The organism is Hymenobacter sp. AT01-02 (assembly GCF_000961955.2).
Taxonomy (GTDB): Bacteria; Bacteroidota; Bacteroidia; order Cytophagales; family Hymenobacteraceae; genus Hymenobacter; species Hymenobacter mucosus.
On record NZ_JZIR02000067.1, the window covers coordinates 1 to 15,849 of the forward strand.

12 protein-coding genes and 1 pseudogene are annotated in these 15,849 nt (G+C 58.7%); 2 read left to right on the top strand and 11 right to left on the bottom strand.

Annotated features, from left to right (window positions below; genetic code table 11):
• Positions 1-219 precede the first annotated feature (219 nt).
• The 7 genes and pseudogenes from VI25_RS17645 to VI25_RS17670 form a co-directional block, all read right to left on the bottom strand.
• Positions 220-1,419, bottom strand: a complete 1,200-nt coding sequence (locus VI25_RS17645; protein WP_045688702.1) for an aldose epimerase family protein — start codon at positions 1,417-1,419, stop codon at positions 220-222.
• Positions 1,420-1,451: 32 nt separating this feature from the next.
• Positions 1,452-3,065, bottom strand: coding sequence for a family 43 glycosylhydrolase (locus tag VI25_RS17650; protein WP_236705107.1), 1,614 nt, complete (start codon positions 3,063-3,065; stop codon positions 1,452-1,454).
• Positions 3,066-3,133: 68 nt separating this feature from the next.
• Positions 3,134-4,210: a family 43 glycosylhydrolase gene (locus VI25_RS17655; protein WP_045688703.1), complete on the bottom strand. Its 1,077-nt coding sequence runs from the start codon at positions 4,208-4,210 to the stop codon at positions 3,134-3,136.
• A gap of 123 nt (positions 4,211-4,333) precedes the next feature.
• Positions 4,334-5,773 (bottom strand): RagB/SusD family nutrient uptake outer membrane protein, encoded by a 1,440-nt coding sequence (locus VI25_RS17660; RefSeq protein WP_316934358.1) that lies wholly within the window; start codon positions 5,771-5,773, stop codon positions 4,334-4,336.
• The gene (locus VI25_RS27915; RefSeq protein ID WP_262489978.1) at positions 5,751-5,882 is read right to left on the bottom strand and encodes a hypothetical protein; all 132 of its coding nucleotides are present in this window, start codon (positions 5,880-5,882) and stop codon (positions 5,751-5,753) included. The genes VI25_RS17660 and VI25_RS27915 overlap by 23 nt, the downstream gene beginning before the upstream one ends.
• 44 nt (positions 5,883-5,926) lie before the next feature.
• Positions 5,927-7,549, bottom strand: a pseudogene (locus tag VI25_RS17665) (SusC/RagA family TonB-linked outer membrane protein); the annotation flags it as partial.
• Positions 7,550-7,569: 20 nt separating this feature from the next.
• Positions 7,570-9,015, bottom strand: coding sequence for a SusC/RagA family TonB-linked outer membrane protein (locus tag VI25_RS17670; RefSeq protein ID WP_052695224.1), 1,446 nt, complete (start codon positions 9,013-9,015; stop codon positions 7,570-7,572).
• A 436-nt stretch (positions 9,016-9,451) separates the two neighbouring features.
• On the opposite strand from VI25_RS17670, the gene VI25_RS17675 reads away from it, so the two are divergent.
• Positions 9,452-10,615, top strand: coding sequence for a galactokinase (locus tag VI25_RS17675; protein WP_045688704.1), 1,164 nt, complete (start codon positions 9,452-9,454; stop codon positions 10,613-10,615).
• A 104-nt stretch (positions 10,616-10,719) separates the two neighbouring features.
• On the top strand, positions 10,720-11,784 hold the full coding sequence (locus VI25_RS17680; protein WP_055562703.1) for a UDP-glucose--hexose-1-phosphate uridylyltransferase: 1,065 nt from the start codon (positions 10,720-10,722) through the stop codon (positions 11,782-11,784).
• Positions 11,785-11,883: 99 nt separating this feature from the next.
• Here the strand turns inward: VI25_RS17680 and VI25_RS17685 are convergent, their stop codons facing one another.
• The 4 genes from VI25_RS17685 to VI25_RS17700 all read right to left on the bottom strand — a co-directional run.
• The gene (locus VI25_RS17685) at positions 11,884-12,942 is read right to left on the bottom strand and encodes a family 43 glycosylhydrolase (RefSeq protein WP_045688705.1); all 1,059 of its coding nucleotides are present in this window, start codon (positions 12,940-12,942) and stop codon (positions 11,884-11,886) included.
• Between the two features lie 98 nt (positions 12,943-13,040).
• Complete coding sequence (locus tag VI25_RS17690; RefSeq protein WP_152981683.1) at positions 13,041-14,141, bottom strand: cellulase family glycosylhydrolase; 1,101 nt, start codon at positions 14,139-14,141, stop codon at positions 13,041-13,043.
• 95 nt (positions 14,142-14,236) lie between these two features.
• Positions 14,237-15,271: a family 43 glycosylhydrolase gene (locus tag VI25_RS17695; protein WP_045688706.1), complete on the bottom strand. Its 1,035-nt coding sequence runs from the start codon at positions 15,269-15,271 to the stop codon at positions 14,237-14,239.
• A 64-nt stretch (positions 15,272-15,335) separates the two neighbouring features.
• The coding region (locus VI25_RS17700; RefSeq protein ID WP_161806972.1) for an RICIN domain-containing protein at positions 15,336-15,849 on the bottom strand (514 nt) is incomplete at its 5' end.

Here is a 15,849-nt window from a genome sequence, read left to right on the forward strand (position 1 = left end):
CTACTACCCAGCACTTAGCTTGCTTTCGACCCGCACGTACCTCTGTACATGCCCTGCCGTATAGAAAAGCCAGTGGCCCTAGCTCCTCGGGTTTGAGTGAGCAGCACCTACGCAGATGCTACCCTCCACAAACTCCAGGAGCCAGAGCCACTGGCTTAGGGCTGTGCAGTACCATCACGTAATGGCGGCTGCACGGCTCACATCAACGCGTATTCTTACTTAGTTACGCACCCCAAAACGGTATTCCGTGGTGGAGTGAAACGTCTCGCCGGGCTTCAGCACGGTACTCGGGAACGTCGGCTGATTGGGCGAGTCGGGGAAGTGCTGGGTTTCCAAGCAGAAGCCCCCATGCTGCTGATAGGTGACCCCACCCTTGCCCGTGAGTGTGCCCTTCAGGAAGTTGCCCGCATAAAACTGCACGCCCGGCTGATCGGTGTACACAGCCATTGTGCGCCCCGAAGTAGGCTCGTACACGCGCGCGGCCAGTGCCGGCGTAGAACGCATAGCATCGGCCAGCACCCAGTTGTGGTCGTAGCCGCCCGCTACCTGCTCAATGCGCTCACCTATGCGGTGGGGCTGGCGAAAGTCCATGGGCGTACCCGCTACCGAAGGCAGGGCTCCGGTCGGAATCAGGGTCGCGTCTACGGCCGTGAAGCGCTCCGCCAGCAGCGTAAGCTCGTGGTCTAGAATGGTAGGTGCCTGGCCCAGGTTGAGGTTGAAGTAGCTGTGATTGGTCAGGTTGAGCACCGTAGGCTGGTTGGTGGTGGCGGTGTAGTCCAGGCGAAGGCCGTCCTCTGCCGTGAGGGTATACACCACTTGTACCTGTAACGCGCCGGGGTAGCCCTGTTCGCCGGCGGCACTGGCGTAGCGCAGCGTCAGGGTCTGTCCGGCGGCCGATGTGCCGGGCGTAGCCTGCCACACTACTTTGTCGAAGCCTTTTGTGCCGCCGTGCAGGCTGTTGGGGCCGTTATTTACCGGTACCTGGTAGGTTTGACCGTTGAGCGTGAACTTGCCTTGTTTGATACGGTTACCGTAGCGTCCAATTAGGGCGCCGAAGTAGGGACCTTCACGCAAGTAAGTGGCGCTGGTGTAGCCCCCCAAATCATCAAAGCCCAGTACTACGTCGCCCAGCTTTCCGTTCTTATCGGGCACCAGCAAGCTTGTAAGCGTACCTCCATACGTGGTGATGGTAGCTTTAAGGCCGTGCGCATTCGTAAGCGTATACAGCTGCACCTCAGTGCCATCTGGGGTTTTGCCAAATTTGCTGGATGTGGGCATACTCGTTGAGGAGGATTGAGTAGAATCGGCGGCGGTGGTGGGAGCAGTGGTTGTGCTGGTAGTATCAGCCTGCTGGCAGGCAGACACCAACAAACCAGCCACCCCGCCAGCCACAAGGCCAACTCGGAAGAGTGGAGTCATAAGTGCAGGAAGGGAATCAGGTGGCAGAAAGCCTAGTTAGACTGAGGTACAAGGGCAAAGTTCTCGAAGGTGGCAACAGCGGTAACAGGGCCGTGGGCCAGCACCCCGGCCCGCACGCCCCGGTCCCAGGGGGGCAGGTAGCTTCCGTTTACGGCAGCGCCACTAGCCGGCATATTTTGCCAGGTAGTACCTCCGTCGCTACTCCAGGCAAAGGTGAATTGGCTGCCTTGGCGGGCTTGCAACCGCAATTGCAGGCGCTTGGTGGCAGGTAGTATGGTTTCAGCAAGCACCTTCGACTGGCCTTTTTCCTGCTGCACCAGTTGCACCTTGCCACCGCCAGCTACTAAGGACAAGGTATTGTCTGGGTCGCCGTGGGCTGCTAGGCCGGCCTGGGAGCCTGCTGGCAAGGCGGCGGGGTTAAGCAAGGTAGTAGTAGCGGTGTAATTCGGAGCCGTGGTTGGTTGCCCAAGGGCCGCGCCGCTGTGGTCAGGACGGGCCGTGAGTTGGAGCTGGCCGCCGCGGAGAGTAAAGGTTGGCTGTTGCTCCACGGGCCACTGCCAGGTAGGCAGCAGCTTGGCACCCGTAAACTCATCGGTGAACGAGCGCGCAACTGGCGGGGCCGCGGCTATCGGCGTGCTTCCACCCCGGAACTCCGGCCAGCCAGCGGCCGTCCACACAAACTCGCTGAGCACGCCCTGACGACCCACAAATTCTTGGCTTTGCGCAGCGTAGGCGTGGTGCAGCATAAACCAGCGCCCCTGGTGCTCAATGGCCGTACCATGACCGGGGCACTTCCAAGTATCGTTGTTTATTAGCACCGGGTTCTTGGCATACTTTTCCCAAGGGCCCAGCAGATTTTTGGCCCGGGCTACCCCGGTAGCATAGGTGCAGCCCCGGCCGCAGCAGCCGTTGCCGGCGTAAAATGCATAGAAGTAGCCTTCGTGGCGAACAATGGATACTCCTTCTACCAAGTTGCCCTCCCAGGTGGCCGGATCATTGCGAAATAGCTCCTGCTTCTCTCCTACTAGCGCCGTGCGGGCATCGTTTAGGCGCTGGGCCCAGATGGGCGTGGGCTGCTGCACGCTGTTGCCGTCCTCTTTCCAAATAAGGTAAAGCTGGCCGTTCTCGTCGCGCATGGGGAAGCCATCAATGGAGCCATCGGGCTGGCCCACTAGGGGGCCGTGGTCGGTGTAGGGTCCAGCCGGGTTGTCGGCGCTGGCTACGCCCACGGCTAGGTTGCCGCCGCGCTTGTGCGCCGTGTAGAACACGTAGGTTTTCTGGCCTTCCTGGCTGATTTCAGGAGCCCAGAAGTAGTAGTCGGCCCAAGCGGGCCGCTCACCCGGAAACACATGACCCACCAACTGCCAGTCGGTCAGGTTCTTGGAGGTTAGCAGGGGAAAAACTGGTCCCCAGTTAGAAGTAGTAGCAGTAGCCCAATAGGTGTCGCCCACTTTCGTTATCGACGGGTCGGGAAAGTCGCCGGCCAGCACCGGGTTCGGAATAGCCAGTGGTGCGGCCGTGGTGGTTGGTGCGGCGGCCGGGCTGGCGGCAGTAGTGGTAGTAGCAGGGCGCTGGCAGGCGGAAAGCAAGCTGCTAGCTACCAGTAGGGAGCTGGTCAGGCGGCGAAACGGGAAGGGCAAGGACAAATGCAACGTGCGTAAAAGGAAGGGTGAACAACAAAGAAAGCAACTACTGGCATTCTACCAGCCGCGTGCTACTCTCCGGCTGGCTTGGGCAGTGCGGTACCTAGGGCCACGGGGGTGCCAAAGTCGGGCGTGCCATCTGCTTTCCAGGTAAACTTCTGCATGCGGGGGCTACGGTTGTCGCCACAGCCCTGGCCGGAGTTTGGGTTAGCATGGTAAATAATCCAGTCCTCAGTGCCATCCTTCGACTTGAAGAAACCATTATGGCCTGGCCCGAATGCCCGGCCCGCCGGATTTTTCACGAATACGGGCGTGGCCGACTTCGTCCAAGAACTGAGCTGCATGGGGTCGGCCGTGGAAGACGCCGTGAGCATACCCAGGGCGTAGTCGTCGGTACTGCAGTGGCTGGCCGAATACACCAGAAACGTTTTGTCGCCGTGCTTTAGGATTTCCGGGCCCTCGTTCACGTCGGGCTCCCCGTTGGTTTCCCAGTTATATTCGGGATGCGACAACTCCACGCGCGGACCCGTAAGGGTCCAGGGGTTGCTCATCTCCGAAATGTAGAGGCGCTGCGTGCCGCTGGCCTCCACCTCATGGCCCGACCAGATGAGGTAGCGCTTGCCGTTCTGTTCGAGCACGGTCCCGTCAATGGCCCACAAGTCACTGGTGGGGTTAGCAATGCGCCCCTTGTACGTCCACGTACCCGTAGTAGGGTCGGCGGAGGCATTTTCCAGTACGTGCACGCGGTGGCCAGCGCAGCAGAAGGGGTCGGCGGAGTAGTAGATGTACCACTTGCCATCGAAGAAGAAGAGCTCGGGCGCCCATAAGTCGCGCTGGTTGATACTAGCCTGCTGGGGCGTCCAGACTATTGTACTAACGGCCGAACCCAACTCCGACATCTTCGCCGTTTTGCGAATGACGATGTTGCCGCCGGTGGTGCTCGTATAGTAATACGTGTTGTCTTTCAAGTACACCCACGGATCGGGGCCCACCGTGAGCAGCGGGTTGGTGAAAGTAGTAGAGGTAGGTGGGGCCGGGGGGCTGGGGGGCGTGGGTGTAGGAGCCGGCGACGAACCATTTTGACACGCCAGCGTCAGGGCTAATACCCCAACTGGAAGCAGGCGCGAAAGACGTGAAAGGGAAACCATATAGCGGATAGGAAGAAAGGCGAATACGGAACGTTACAAACCCGGTGCTCTACCTTGATGAGAAAGAAAGAGCCGCCCCGACGCGAGGCCGGCACGGCTCTTTACTAAGAAGCAGCTAGTAGCTTACCAGCCTGGGTTTTGCTGGTAGCGCGCCAGGTCAACTTCGGTTTGCAGAATCGGCAGCAGGCGGGAGCGGCCCACTTGGAAGGAGTTGAAGTCTGTATCGCGCGCCTTGAGCTGGTCTATGCTGGCTTGGCTATCGAGCAGGCCCCAGCGCTTGAGGTCAAACCACCGCAGCCCTTCGCCCGTGAGTTCCGTCACGCGCTCGTGCATGATTTGCGTGCGCAAGCTGGCCTGGCTGAAGCTACCCGCCGTGAGTGGGGCCAGCCCTACCCGAGTGCGAACTTGGTTGATAAGCGGAATGGCGTTGCCGGTCTGGTTTTGCTCGTTGAGGGCTTCGGCTTGGAGCAGCAGGACATCGGCGTAGCGCATCACGCGGTGATTAATGGGCGAGTCGAAGTTCTCGAAGGTGCGGTAGTAATCCGTCTGGTACTTGCGCCAGTAGATGCGGCTCAGGTCGCGGGCGTTGCCTTTGAAGCGCCTCAGGAAGCCGTTGCCATACACCAGCGTGTCAGCATCTACGGGCAGTGCCGTAGTAAACTGCCGACGGTTGTAGAATACCGTAGCCGCGAGGCGCGGGTCGCGGGCACCGGTAGTGGTTCCTTCCTGCAAAAACTCGTTTACAACCCAGGGGCGCACCTCCCCGTCCACGAAGCCGGCGCCGGGCACCCCCCAGAACTGGGAGCGTTGGCCGCCTTCCGAGGACGTAGCATCGTCGCCATCGTTGCCGCCCAGCTTGGCATCCGAGAACTGGACCTCGAAAATAGACTCGGTGTTGTTCTCGGTGGTGTGGCGGAAGTTATCCGTGTAGTTGGTAGTCAGCCGGTACTGGTTTGAACTGATAACCTCGGCAAACTGAGCCGAAGCCAATGCCCACTGTTTGTTCTGCATGTACACTTTGCCGAGCAGGGTAGCCGCCGCGCCCCGGGTAGCACGCCCCATATCGTTGCCACCGGAATAGGTGGCATCCAAATCGGGCTTGGCTTGCTGCAAGTCGGCAATCACTTGCTCCCATACTTGCGCTTCGGTAGCCTGCGCAGGTAAGTTGGTTGGGTCTGAGGGAGTAAGGGCCAGCGGCACGTTGCCGTAAAGCGCCGCGAGGTTGTAGTAGTATAAGGCCCGCAAAAACTTAGCCTCGGCCAGTACCCGCTTCTTCAGCGTTTCATTCATTTGAATGGCTGGCACATTGGCTAGGACCTGGTTGGTACGCCAGATGGCCCGGTAATGGTCGCGCCACAGGTTCTGGGATACCTCAAAGTCGTAGTTCGCCTGGGTAAAGCGCGTGAAGTCGGCCAGCTCGCCCCAGGGGCTTTGGCTGAAGCTGTCATCAGAGCGTAAATCGTAGGCAAAGTGCAGCCAGCGGCGGTAGGTACCTAGCTGCTGCAGGCCGCTGTAGGCCGCGTTAATACCCTTTACGGCGTCAGCTCGGTTTGCCAGAACGATTCCGTGGTGGGCTGATTAGGTTGATCTGGTCCAGGTAATCCTTTTCGCAGGCTGTCGTCAGCAGCAAGCTGCTCGCAACCACGGCTAATCGGAGAGTATGTAATTTCATGGGAAGTCTCGGATGGGAAGAGTGAGCGAAAGCGAGCCGGCGGCTTAGAAGCCAAGTTGGGCGCCGATGGAAACCGTGCGGATGTTGGGGTAGCTGCCCTCATCCACGCCGCGCGACAACAGGCCCAGGCCCACTACTTCGGGGTCGTAGCCAGTGTAGTCCGTGACAGTGAACAGGTTCTGGCCCGTTACATAAAAGCGCAGGCTGTTCACGCCCTTCACCCGGTCCGTCAGGGTTTTGGGGATGGTGTAGCCGATCTGCACGTTTTTCAGGCGCAGGTAGGAGCCATCTTCCAGCCACCGAGTAGAATTGATGCGGGAGTTGTTGATAGCGGCCTCACCGGCCTGCCCGCCCCCGCCCGAGATAATGGCCCGGGGAGTAGTGGTAGAGAGGTTAGTGGGCGTCCAGGGGCTGAAGTCTGCGCGGTAGTTGCCGTTGTCGTCGGTGCGGTCCAGCCAGTAACGGCCCGTATTCAGAATGTCGTTGCCTTGTACTCCCTGCAGGAAAGCGGCCACGTCGAAGCCCTTAAAGCTGGCCGTCAGGTTCAGACCGTACTGCAACTTGGGGAACACGCGCCCCACGTGGGCGCGGTCGGCGGCGCTAATCAGGCCGTCGCCATTCACATCCTTATAGCGCACGTCGCCGGGCTGGGCGTTGGGCTGGGCGCTGTTGGCAATGTTGTCGCCGGTCTGGAAAATACCGTCGAACTGGTAGAGGAAGAAGGAGCCCAGCTCGTAGCCAACCTCGGTGCGGGTGGATTCGCCGGGGCCCGAAACAAAGAACGGCGAGTTGGCCGCGTTGCCCAGGCTAGTAACCTTATTTCTCAGGGTGGTCACGTTACCTGTGACACTATACTTAAAGTCTTTGCGGTTTTCATTGTAGCCCAGCAGCAGTTCGAGCCCCCGGTTCTGGATGCGCCCTACCGGCTGGTAAGGGTTGCTGCCAGCATTGCCCAGGACGATGGGCTGGGGAGGATCTACGTTGGCGTTTCTGGTTTCCGACTGGTAGTAGTCAGCCGAGAGCGTAACCCGATCTTCCAGCAGGCCCAGGTCGAAGCCGATATTGGTGGTGCGGCGCTCTTCCCAGGTAATATTGGGACTGGGCAACTGAGTCTGAACGCTACCATTCTGAATGTTATCACCGCCGAAGGGGTAATTCACGTTGGTGTTGATTACCCCCTGCCAGCGGTAGGCACCGGAATATTCGCCGCCCAGTTGCTCATTGCCCAGCACGCCGTAGCTGGCACGCAGCTTCAGGTTGCTGATGGAAGTTACATCAGCCATAAATGCCTCCTGCGAGATGCGCCAGCCGGCGGAAGCAGCATAGAAGTTCCGGTACCGATCGGCCGGGCTAAAGCGCGACGAACCATCCCGACGGAAAGCGCCCGTCAGTAGGTAGCGCTGGTTATAATCGTAGGTAACCTGCCCAATCCAGGAGCGCTTGTTGTACACGGAGGTACTACCCTGCACCTGAGGCGAACTGCTGCCCGCGTCCAAAGCCCAGTAGTACACAGGACCGGTACCGTAGCCGTTGTTGCGGCCCCGGGTAAACTCGTTGCGCTGGTGCTGCTCGGTGTAGCCAGCTACGGCCGTTACGTTGTTCTGTCCGAAGCTTTTATCGAACGTCAACGTATTTTCCACCATGGTAAACAGGTTGTTGCCCTGGTTTTCAGCGTAATACGAGGGGTTTAGTGGGTCATTCTGGCGCCACTGCCCATACTGGCGCTTTTCCCGGTCGTGGTAGCCAGGTACTCCGCGCCCATATTCAGGCGGTAGCGTAGGAAGCTAAAAATGTCCAGCTCCCCGTACACATTGCCCTGAAGGCGGTTGTTTACGTTGGTGTTGTTGAGCAGCTTCTGCAGGGCAATGGGGTTAGTGCCGAAGGTGCTGGCGTTGTTATTGCCGAAGCCAAAGCCACCCGGATTTGCCGCATCCATCACCGGAATAACGGGCAGCATGCGCAGCACGTCCAGGAAAGGCAGCCCGTTGAGTTGAGTTTGGTTGGTGCGCGCCAGTTGCAGGTTTTCGCCCACGCGCAGGCGGCCCCGGTTGAAACCCGAGTTTAAACGCACGCTGTAGCGCTCAAATTTGGGGCCTTGCACCGTACCCTTTTGGGTAAAGTACCCGCCGGAAAGCAGGAAGTTGGAGTTTGGCCCGCCGCCCGAAAAGCCTAGGTTGTAATCCTGCACCGAGCCGGTGCGAATCAGCTCCTTTTGCCAATCAGTATCGACGCCCGTTAGGTTGGCAGCGAAGGGCTGCGCCGCGCGGCCCGCGTTCTGATAGGCCTGCCGGTTGATGACGGCCCACTCCTGAGCGTTCATCAAATCGTAGGTTTTGTTGATTTTCTGAACCCCAGCGTAAGTATTAAAGGAAATGGCCGGCGTACCCGACTTGCCCTTTTTAGTAGTAATGATAATTACGCCGTTGGCCCCGCGGGAGCCGTAGGGCGCTAGGGAGGCCCCGTCCTTCAACACCTGAATTGACTCCGCATCCTGGGGATTGAAGTCCCGGATATTATCTACCCACAGCCCATCAATGATGTACAAGGGGCCGCTGCCGCCGTTGATGGAACCCAAACCACGAATGTTTACGATGGGGGCCTGACCAGGCACGCCGGAGTTGATTACCTGCACACCGGGTAGGCGACCCTGAATACCCTCGCTAATGGTTGCTACGGGAGCCCGCTGGGCTTCGCGCCCGCTCAAGGAAGCCACCGACCCCGTTACATCTTGGCGATTCTGGGTCAAATAGCCCACTACCACTACCTCATTCAGGGCTTTGGTATCGGGAACAAGGCTAATGTTCACTTCCGGGCGGCCACTTACCGGAACCTCCTGGGTAACGTAACCAACGAAGGAAAACGAGAGAGTAGCATTGTCGGCAACACTGAGCGTGTACCGACCATCAGAATCGGTAGTGGCGCCGTTGGTAGTGCCCCTTTCCAGCACTGTAACGCCGGGCATGCCCTGCCCCCGTTCGTCTAGCACGCGGCCTGAAACGGTAGTGGCAATAAGTTGGTGGTGCGTAGCCACGCCCAAATCGGTGGCGGCAGCAGCTACCGGGGCCAGGAGGGGCAGGCACCCAAGCAAGGCAGGCATGGTTTGCCAACGCACGCGGAGTAGAGGGTTATTCATGGAAGGATATATGTGGGAAGTAGAGAAGAAAGCTGCAAACGTTTGCATACAGCGGGCTTTGCAAACGTTTGCAGTGAATGAGCAAAAAAGCAAGCGGCGGCTTAGCTAGCCGGCTAATAGAAACTCAGAAAGGGGGAGGGTTAGTCAGAAACGGTGAACAGCTAGGCGTCTGTTTCGGCGTTAATGTCGCAAGACTAGTAAGTAATTACTCAATATTCAAACAAAGTACTGAGAATTATTTGGGAGAATCTAGCTAGTAGTGCAAATTCTTGTCAGATAAATTTCATTTCTACTCCTCTACAAAGCTTGCATCCTTTTACCATCCTGAAAATAAAATATAGCTTTGCAAACGATTGCGCTGAGATATCACGCCCTATCTTCGGCTGCTTCGCTACGTAGAGAACGTAGGTTTGTCTCTCACTTCCTTTGGCTTGCCATGCTATCCAACCAAATCACCACAGCGTTTCAGCAGCATTTTAGTGCCTCCCCCCTCCTAGTCCGGGCTCCTGGGCGAGTAAACCTAATTGGGGAACATACCGATTACAACGGGGGGTTTGTACTGCCTGCGGCCATCGACAAGGAAATCCTGTTTGCGGTAGCCTTAAATAACACGAGCACTGCGCGGCTCTACTCCTTTGATAACGACGAGCATTACACCGTAGAACTAGCCGAGGTAGAGCGCGGCGAAACCCAGTGGGCAAACTACTTAAAAGGAGTAGTAGCGCAATTTCAGCGGCGCGGCATTACCGTTCCCGGCTTCGATTGCGTGTTTGGGGGCAATGTACCCATGGGCGCGGGCCTGTCGTCGTCGGCAGCGGTAGAATGCGGTTTGGCTTTTGCCCTGAACGAGCTTCTGAGTGCCGACTTAAAGCGAATGGAACTGGCCCGTATGGCTCAATTGGCCGAGCACGAGTTTGCCGGAGTACAGTGCGGTATCATGGACCAGTTTGCCAGTCTCTTCGGCCGCCCCAACCATGTAGTGCGCCTAGATTGCCGCTCCCTCGACTACGAATATTTTCCCTTCGATACTACGGCCTGCCACATTGTGCTGTGCAACTCCGGCGTGAAGCACTCCTTGGCTAGCTCCGAGTATAATACCCGGCGCCAGGAATGTGAGCAGGGCGTAGCAGTACTGCGCCAGCACTACCCCCAGGTACAGAGCCTCCGCGACGCTACCTTAGATCAGTTGCAGGAACATCAGGCGGAGTTGGGCGACGTGGTATACCGCCGTTGCCGGTACGTGGTAGAGGAAAACGCTCGCGTAGAGGCCGCCTGCCAACACCTGATTGCCGGTGATTTGCCCGCGTTCGGACAAGAGATGTACGGCTCTCACGCCGGCCTGCGCGACGATTATGAGGTGAGCTGCCGCGAACTGGATGTGCTGGTAGCCGCAGCTCAACCCTTGCCGGGCGTTTTCGGAGCCCGCATGATGGGGGGCGGCTTTGGAGGCTGCACCATCAACTTAGTGGCTCCCGATCAGGTAGAGGCGTTTGTGACGGCTATGAAAGCAGCTTATCAGCAGGAGTTAGGCCTTCACCTTGAAACCTACCAGACCACCATTGTGGGCGGCGTGGACGTACTCGTACCATCCGTAGCTTAGCGTTTGCTGCTTCTTGGCCGCCCGTAGGCGCGGCCTATTTCTTTTCCTGGCTGCGTTAGAGCAGCTCTCTACTGCTGCTCTAACGCACTATCTACTTCTTTTGCATGGCTTCCTTCGACCTCGCTCAGCATCCTCACCGTCGTTTTAATCCGCTCACGGGCGACTGGCTGCTGGTGTCGCCGCACCGGGCCCTGCGGCCCTGGCAGGGCCAGCAGGAGGCGCCCGACCGCAGTCAGCGCCCGGCCTACGACCCTACGTGCTACCTGTGCCCCGGCAACACCCGCGCCAATGGGTCAGTAAACCCGCAGTACGATGGCACGTTCGTATTCGATAACGACTTCGCCGCTCTCACCCCCGATGCCCCAACCGGCACGGTAGAACTGGGCAGTTTGCTGCGGGCCGAGGCAGAATCGGGGGTAGGACGGGTTATCTGCTTTTCTCCCCGGCACGATCTGACACTGCCCGAAATGAGCACCGCGGATATTCGCCGCGTGGTGGATGTATGGGCAGATGAGTTTCAGACTCTGGGCAGCCGCCCGGACATCAATTACGTGCAAATCTTTGAAAACAAGGGCCAGGTAATGGGATGCTCCAACCCCCATCCCCACGGTCAGATTTGGGCCCAGCGCACCGTACCCGGCGACCCCGCTAAGGAAACTGTGCAGCAGGAAGCCTACTTCCAGCAGCACGGCCGCACTCTTCTTACCGATTACCTGGAAATTGAACTGCGCGAGCAAAAGCGCGTGGTACTGGAAAATGAGCATTTCGTGGTGCTGGTGCCGTTTTGGGCAGCGTGGCCTTTTGAGACACTGGTAGTTCCGCGCCGCGCCGTGCAGGATATTACCCAGCTGACCGAGGCCGAGCGGGATAGTTTTGCCGACGCTATTCGCCGCCTTACCATTCGCTACGACAACCTGTTCCAGACCTCCTTCCCCTACTCCGCGGGGCTGCACCAGCGCCCCACCGACGGCCAAGACCACGAGAGCTGGCACCTGCACATGCACTTCTTCCCCCCCCTATTGCGCTCGGCCACGGTGCGCAAATTCATGGTGGGCTATGAGTTGCTCGCGAATCCTCAGCGCGACATCACCCCGGAGTACGCGACGGAACGCCTCCGCGACTTGCCAGAGGTGCACTACAAGCAAACGATGGCCCAGGAGCCAGCTTGAGGATTAGGCCCGAAAAGCTACCCCTTGCTCACGGTCAAACCCCTTCCTTATTTCAATAAAAAAGGCCCACCGGATGATTCGGCGGGCCTTTTTGGCTTTCTACTTTTCGCCGGAGGGCCGAGCGAGGGGTTGGCCTGGGGGAACGGGGGTGCCAAAGGCAGGGGTATCGTCGGGGTTCCAGGTGAAGGGCTGGGCACGGGGCGTGCGGAACCGGCCGCAGCCCTGGCCGGGGGCATCGTTGGCGTGGTAGAGAATCCAATCCTGGGTGCCGTCGGGTGACTTAAAGAAGGAATTGTGGCCCGGTGCAAAAACTCCGGCAGCGGCATCTTGCTGGAACACGGGCTTCGGAGACTTCGTCCAGGAGCCGGGCTGTAGCAAGTCACTATCGGCCGAGGCCGTGAGCATTCCGAGGGCGTAGTAATCCGTCCAGCACCCGCTGGCGGAATAAATGAGGACCAGCTTGTTGCCGTGGCGCAGTACCTCCGGTCCTTCGTTTACATCTACGTGGGGCGGGTCTTGGGGCGAGTTCAGGTCGCCGTTACGCTCCCAGCTGTACACCGGCGTCGATACTTTGAGGCGCGGTCCTTCAATTGTCCAGGGGTTCTTCATGCGGGCCAGGTAGATGTTTTGGCGGCCGTTTTGGTCGCCTTCCCACCCCGACCACACGAAGTAGAGCTGCCCCTTATTTTCGAATACCGACCCGTCGATGGCCCACTTGTTTGTGGTGTCGGTTATCTGGCCTTTGTCAACCCAAGTGCCCTGCAGAGGGTCAGCTGCGCTATTTTCAAGCACCCACAAACGGTGCGTCAGGTTGGCACCCGCATCGGCCGCGTAGTAGAGGTACCATTTACCATTCAGCCGGTGCAGTTCCGGCGCCCAAATCTCGCGGGAGTTGGGGCCGGTGGCCGGCGGCGTCCACACCACTTTACTCGGCGCTGTTTTCAGCTGGCTCAGGGAAGTCGTCTTCCAGAGCGTGATGTTGCGGCCCGTGGTGTGGGTGTAGTAATAAAATCCATCGTGGTAGATGCTCCACGGGTCGGCGCCGCTGGGCAACAGGGGGTTAGTGAAGGTAGCGGCAGCCGTTGGTTGCTGGGCATGCGCTACCTGGGTCACTCCCAGCGCAACAGCCAGCAGCACACGAATAGATAGTTTCCTCATGCGGAGAAAGAGTGCTGAACAGTAGTTAGCCAGTGCCTACCTCCCCTGCGCTCATGGCAAAGCAGGTAAGACCCTAGCACGTAATGAAAGCCTACAGCCTAGCGGCCACTCAGCTTTTTTATCAGGTCGGTTTCGTCTTGGTGGTAGGGCGTACCGTCCTTGCGAAATACCTCGTGGAACCACTCCATGGGCTCACTACCATCGGCAATGGGCACATCCCACTGGTACTTGGTGTTGGTTTTGCCATCTACCAAGCCCCAGTTGATGGCTCCTACATTCTGCTTTTTAAGTAGTGGCAGGATGTTCACAAAGCGCGAGTTGCGGGGCCGCGCCATGTACTCGGTGCAAATCAGCGGGCGGCCGTGCGTTTTCAGTAGTTCAATCACGCGCTGGTGGGCGGGCGCTTCGTCGTAGTTGTGGTAAGTAACCACGTCGGAATGCAGAATCTGGTACTGGTTGAGGGCTTCAAATTCCCAATTCCAGAGTCCCACGCTAAGGGGCTGCGCGGGGTTGATTTCGCGGGCCCAGCTAAACACATTGCGCACCAAGGGTAGCGATGAAGTGCCCTTGCCGTTGTTACCAGGTTCGTTGTATAAGTCCCAGAGCAAGATGCGCTTGTCGTTGCGGAAGCTTGCCAATACATCTTGCACGTAGGGCTTCAGCTTCACGAAGGTTGCCGAGTCGCGGGAAGCTGGGTCGCCGGGGTCCTGCATCCAGCCTGAGTTATGAATACCAGGCTTGGGAGCAGGCTGCGGACCGGCCTGTGGCACCTTGTTCCAGCAATCATCGAAGAAAACCAAGATGGTCTGAATGTGGTGCTTATCGGCAATACCGAGGTAGGTATTCACCCGGTCCTTAAAGCCTTTGGGGTCTTGCTGCCAGGCCACACTATGCAGAAATACGCGCATAGTATTGAACCCAATACCTTCAGCCCAGCCTAACTCCCGGTCGATGGTGGTAGGGTCAAATGTATCGGCCTGCCACATCTCCAGTTGATTAATGGCCGTGCTAGGGGCGAAGTTGGCGCCCGTCATCCAGGGGTGAGCTTTGTACCAGGCGTTGGCTTTCTCAGCCGACCAGCGCCGGTCTTGCATCGTCGCGGCCAGGGCGGCCGGACCTTTGGTTTTAACCTTAGTTTTCTGCGCGTACGTGCTGGTAGTGAGGCCTAGCAGGGCGAGAAAGAGCACTAGTTTCTGCATGCGGATGGGAGAAGTAGGAAAAGAAGGAAAGTGGTACTGGTGGAAAGCGAAGTATGCAGGTGCAACCGAGCCAAGGTGCCCGGCCCGCCGCGGCCTTATTCGCCAGAAGGACGGGGTAGCGGCGTCTGTAAGGACACGGGGACACCAAAGTTAGGCGTACCATCGGGGTTCCAAGTAAACTGCTGGGCACGGGAGCTGCGGCCGGCGCATTTGCCGTCGGCCGCAGTTTTGGCGTGGTACACCAGCCAGTTCTGTCGGCCGTCGGGAGAGGTAGTGAAGCTATTGTGGCCGGTGCCCCACACGCCATTCTCAGCCGACGGGCGAAAGACCGGTTGAGCTGCTTTTGACCACGATTCTGGCCGCAGTGGGTCGCTGCCCTGCGGGGCCGTGAGCATCCCGAGGCAGTAGTTGTCGTCCCAGCATGCACTAGCGGAGTACACGATAAACAATTGGCCTTTTTTGCCGGACAGAAATTCCGGCCCTTCTAAAATCTGCCGGCCCCCACCCTTTTCCCAAGGGTGCGTGGGCGCGGCAATAATAACTTCCGTACCGGGCTGCAACGTCCACGGGTTTTGGAGAGGCGCAATGGCTAGTACGCTCTGCGGCCCCACGTACGCCGAGTACAGAAAATACTGCTTCCCCTTATGTTCAAACACCGACCCATCGAGGCCGGTGTACTTGGTATTGACGCGGCCCTTATCTACCCAGGTACCCGTGGTAGGGTCGGAACTGGCATTTTCCAGCACGAACACGTAGCGGGCAGCATCGCCGGGCGTGGCTTTATTGGTGGCCGTGTAGTAGAGGTACCATTTGCCACTCAGGTAGTGCAGCTCGGGAGCCCAAATCTGGGTGGAGTTGGGGCCGGTAGCTGGGGGCGTCCAGACCACGGTGGCTGGGACTTCTTTCACGCCGCTCAAGGAAGTGGTTTTCCAGAGCGTAATGTTGCTACCCGTGGTGTTGGTATAGTAGTATGTGCTCCCCCGACGAATTACCCACGGGTCGGGGCCTTCGTCGCGCAGTGGGTTTGTGAAGGTGCGCGTGGGCGGTTGTGGCGCTTGGGCAGTAGCCGTAAGGGTAGCCAGGTACCCAAAACCCAGCAGGGCAGCACGAACTAAGGAAGGAACAGACATAGCGAGAGAGATGAAAAGATACAGCTCAGCACCCCGGCTGGCAGCTTTGACGCCAAGGCCACTACTAGTGCGTTACTACTATGGCGCAGCGCTGCACGCTACTCTTCGAGGTTAAGCGGGTAGTGTAGAAGCCAGCGGGCAATGCTTCGGTAGAAAAGCTGGTGGTGGCCGCTACCCCCGCCGTAGCCGACAGGGTACGATGCCAAACGAGCTGGCCCGTACTACTATACACGTCCAGGCTTACCGTTTCGGAGTGACGGGGCACGAAGGTAAGGGTGAGGGTAGTGCGGGCAGGGTTGGGGAAAGCCGCTAGCGCCCCGGCCGGCGCTTCGTCCCGCATGGCGAGGGTAGTGCGGCCGCTGTTGAGCGGTACGGGCATCAAGTCAAGCCGCCAGCGCTGAGCATCGTTGCCGTTGTCGGTGTACTGATGCACGCCGGTGCCAGGGTTGGACAGGTTGTTATCTACGTCGAGGCACTGGTTGGTGCCTTTGTGCACCAGCTTCACGTAGCCGTCGCCCAGGCTCACAATCTGCCAGCGTTGGGCGTCATTGCCGTTATCGGTCCACTGCTGCACCACG

Excerpts from the sequence above, each read along its gene's own strand:
- VI25_RS17675 (WP_045688704.1), top strand. The coding sequence starts at position 9,452 with ATGCTATCCAACCAAATCACCACAGCGTTTCAGCAGCATTTTAGTGCC.
- VI25_RS17690 (WP_152981683.1), bottom strand. The coding sequence starts at position 14,141 with ATGCAGAAACTAGTGCTCTTTCTCGCCCTGCTAGGCCTCACTACCAGC.
- VI25_RS17695 (WP_045688706.1), bottom strand. The coding sequence starts at position 15,271 with ATGTCTGTTCCTTCCTTAGTTCGTGCTGCCCTGCTGGGTTTTGGGTAC.
- VI25_RS17680 (WP_055562703.1), top strand. The coding sequence starts at position 10,720 with ATGGCTTCCTTCGACCTCGCTCAGCATCCTCACCGTCGTTTTAATCCG.
- VI25_RS17670 (WP_052695224.1), bottom strand. The coding sequence starts at position 9,015 with ATGAATAACCCTCTACTCCGCGTGCGTTGGCAAACCATGCCTGCCTTG.
- VI25_RS17655 (WP_045688703.1), bottom strand. The coding sequence starts at position 4,210 with ATGGTTTCCCTTTCACGTCTTTCGCGCCTGCTTCCAGTTGGGGTATTA.
- VI25_RS17685 (WP_045688705.1), bottom strand. The coding sequence starts at position 12,942 with ATGAGGAAACTATCTATTCGTGTGCTGCTGGCTGTTGCGCTGGGAGTG.
- VI25_RS27915 (WP_262489978.1), bottom strand. The coding sequence starts at position 5,882 with ATGAAATTACATACTCTCCGATTAGCCGTGGTTGCGAGCAGCTTGCTG.
- VI25_RS17645 (WP_045688702.1), bottom strand. The coding sequence starts at position 1,419 with ATGACTCCACTCTTCCGAGTTGGCCTTGTGGCTGGCGGGGTGGCTGGT.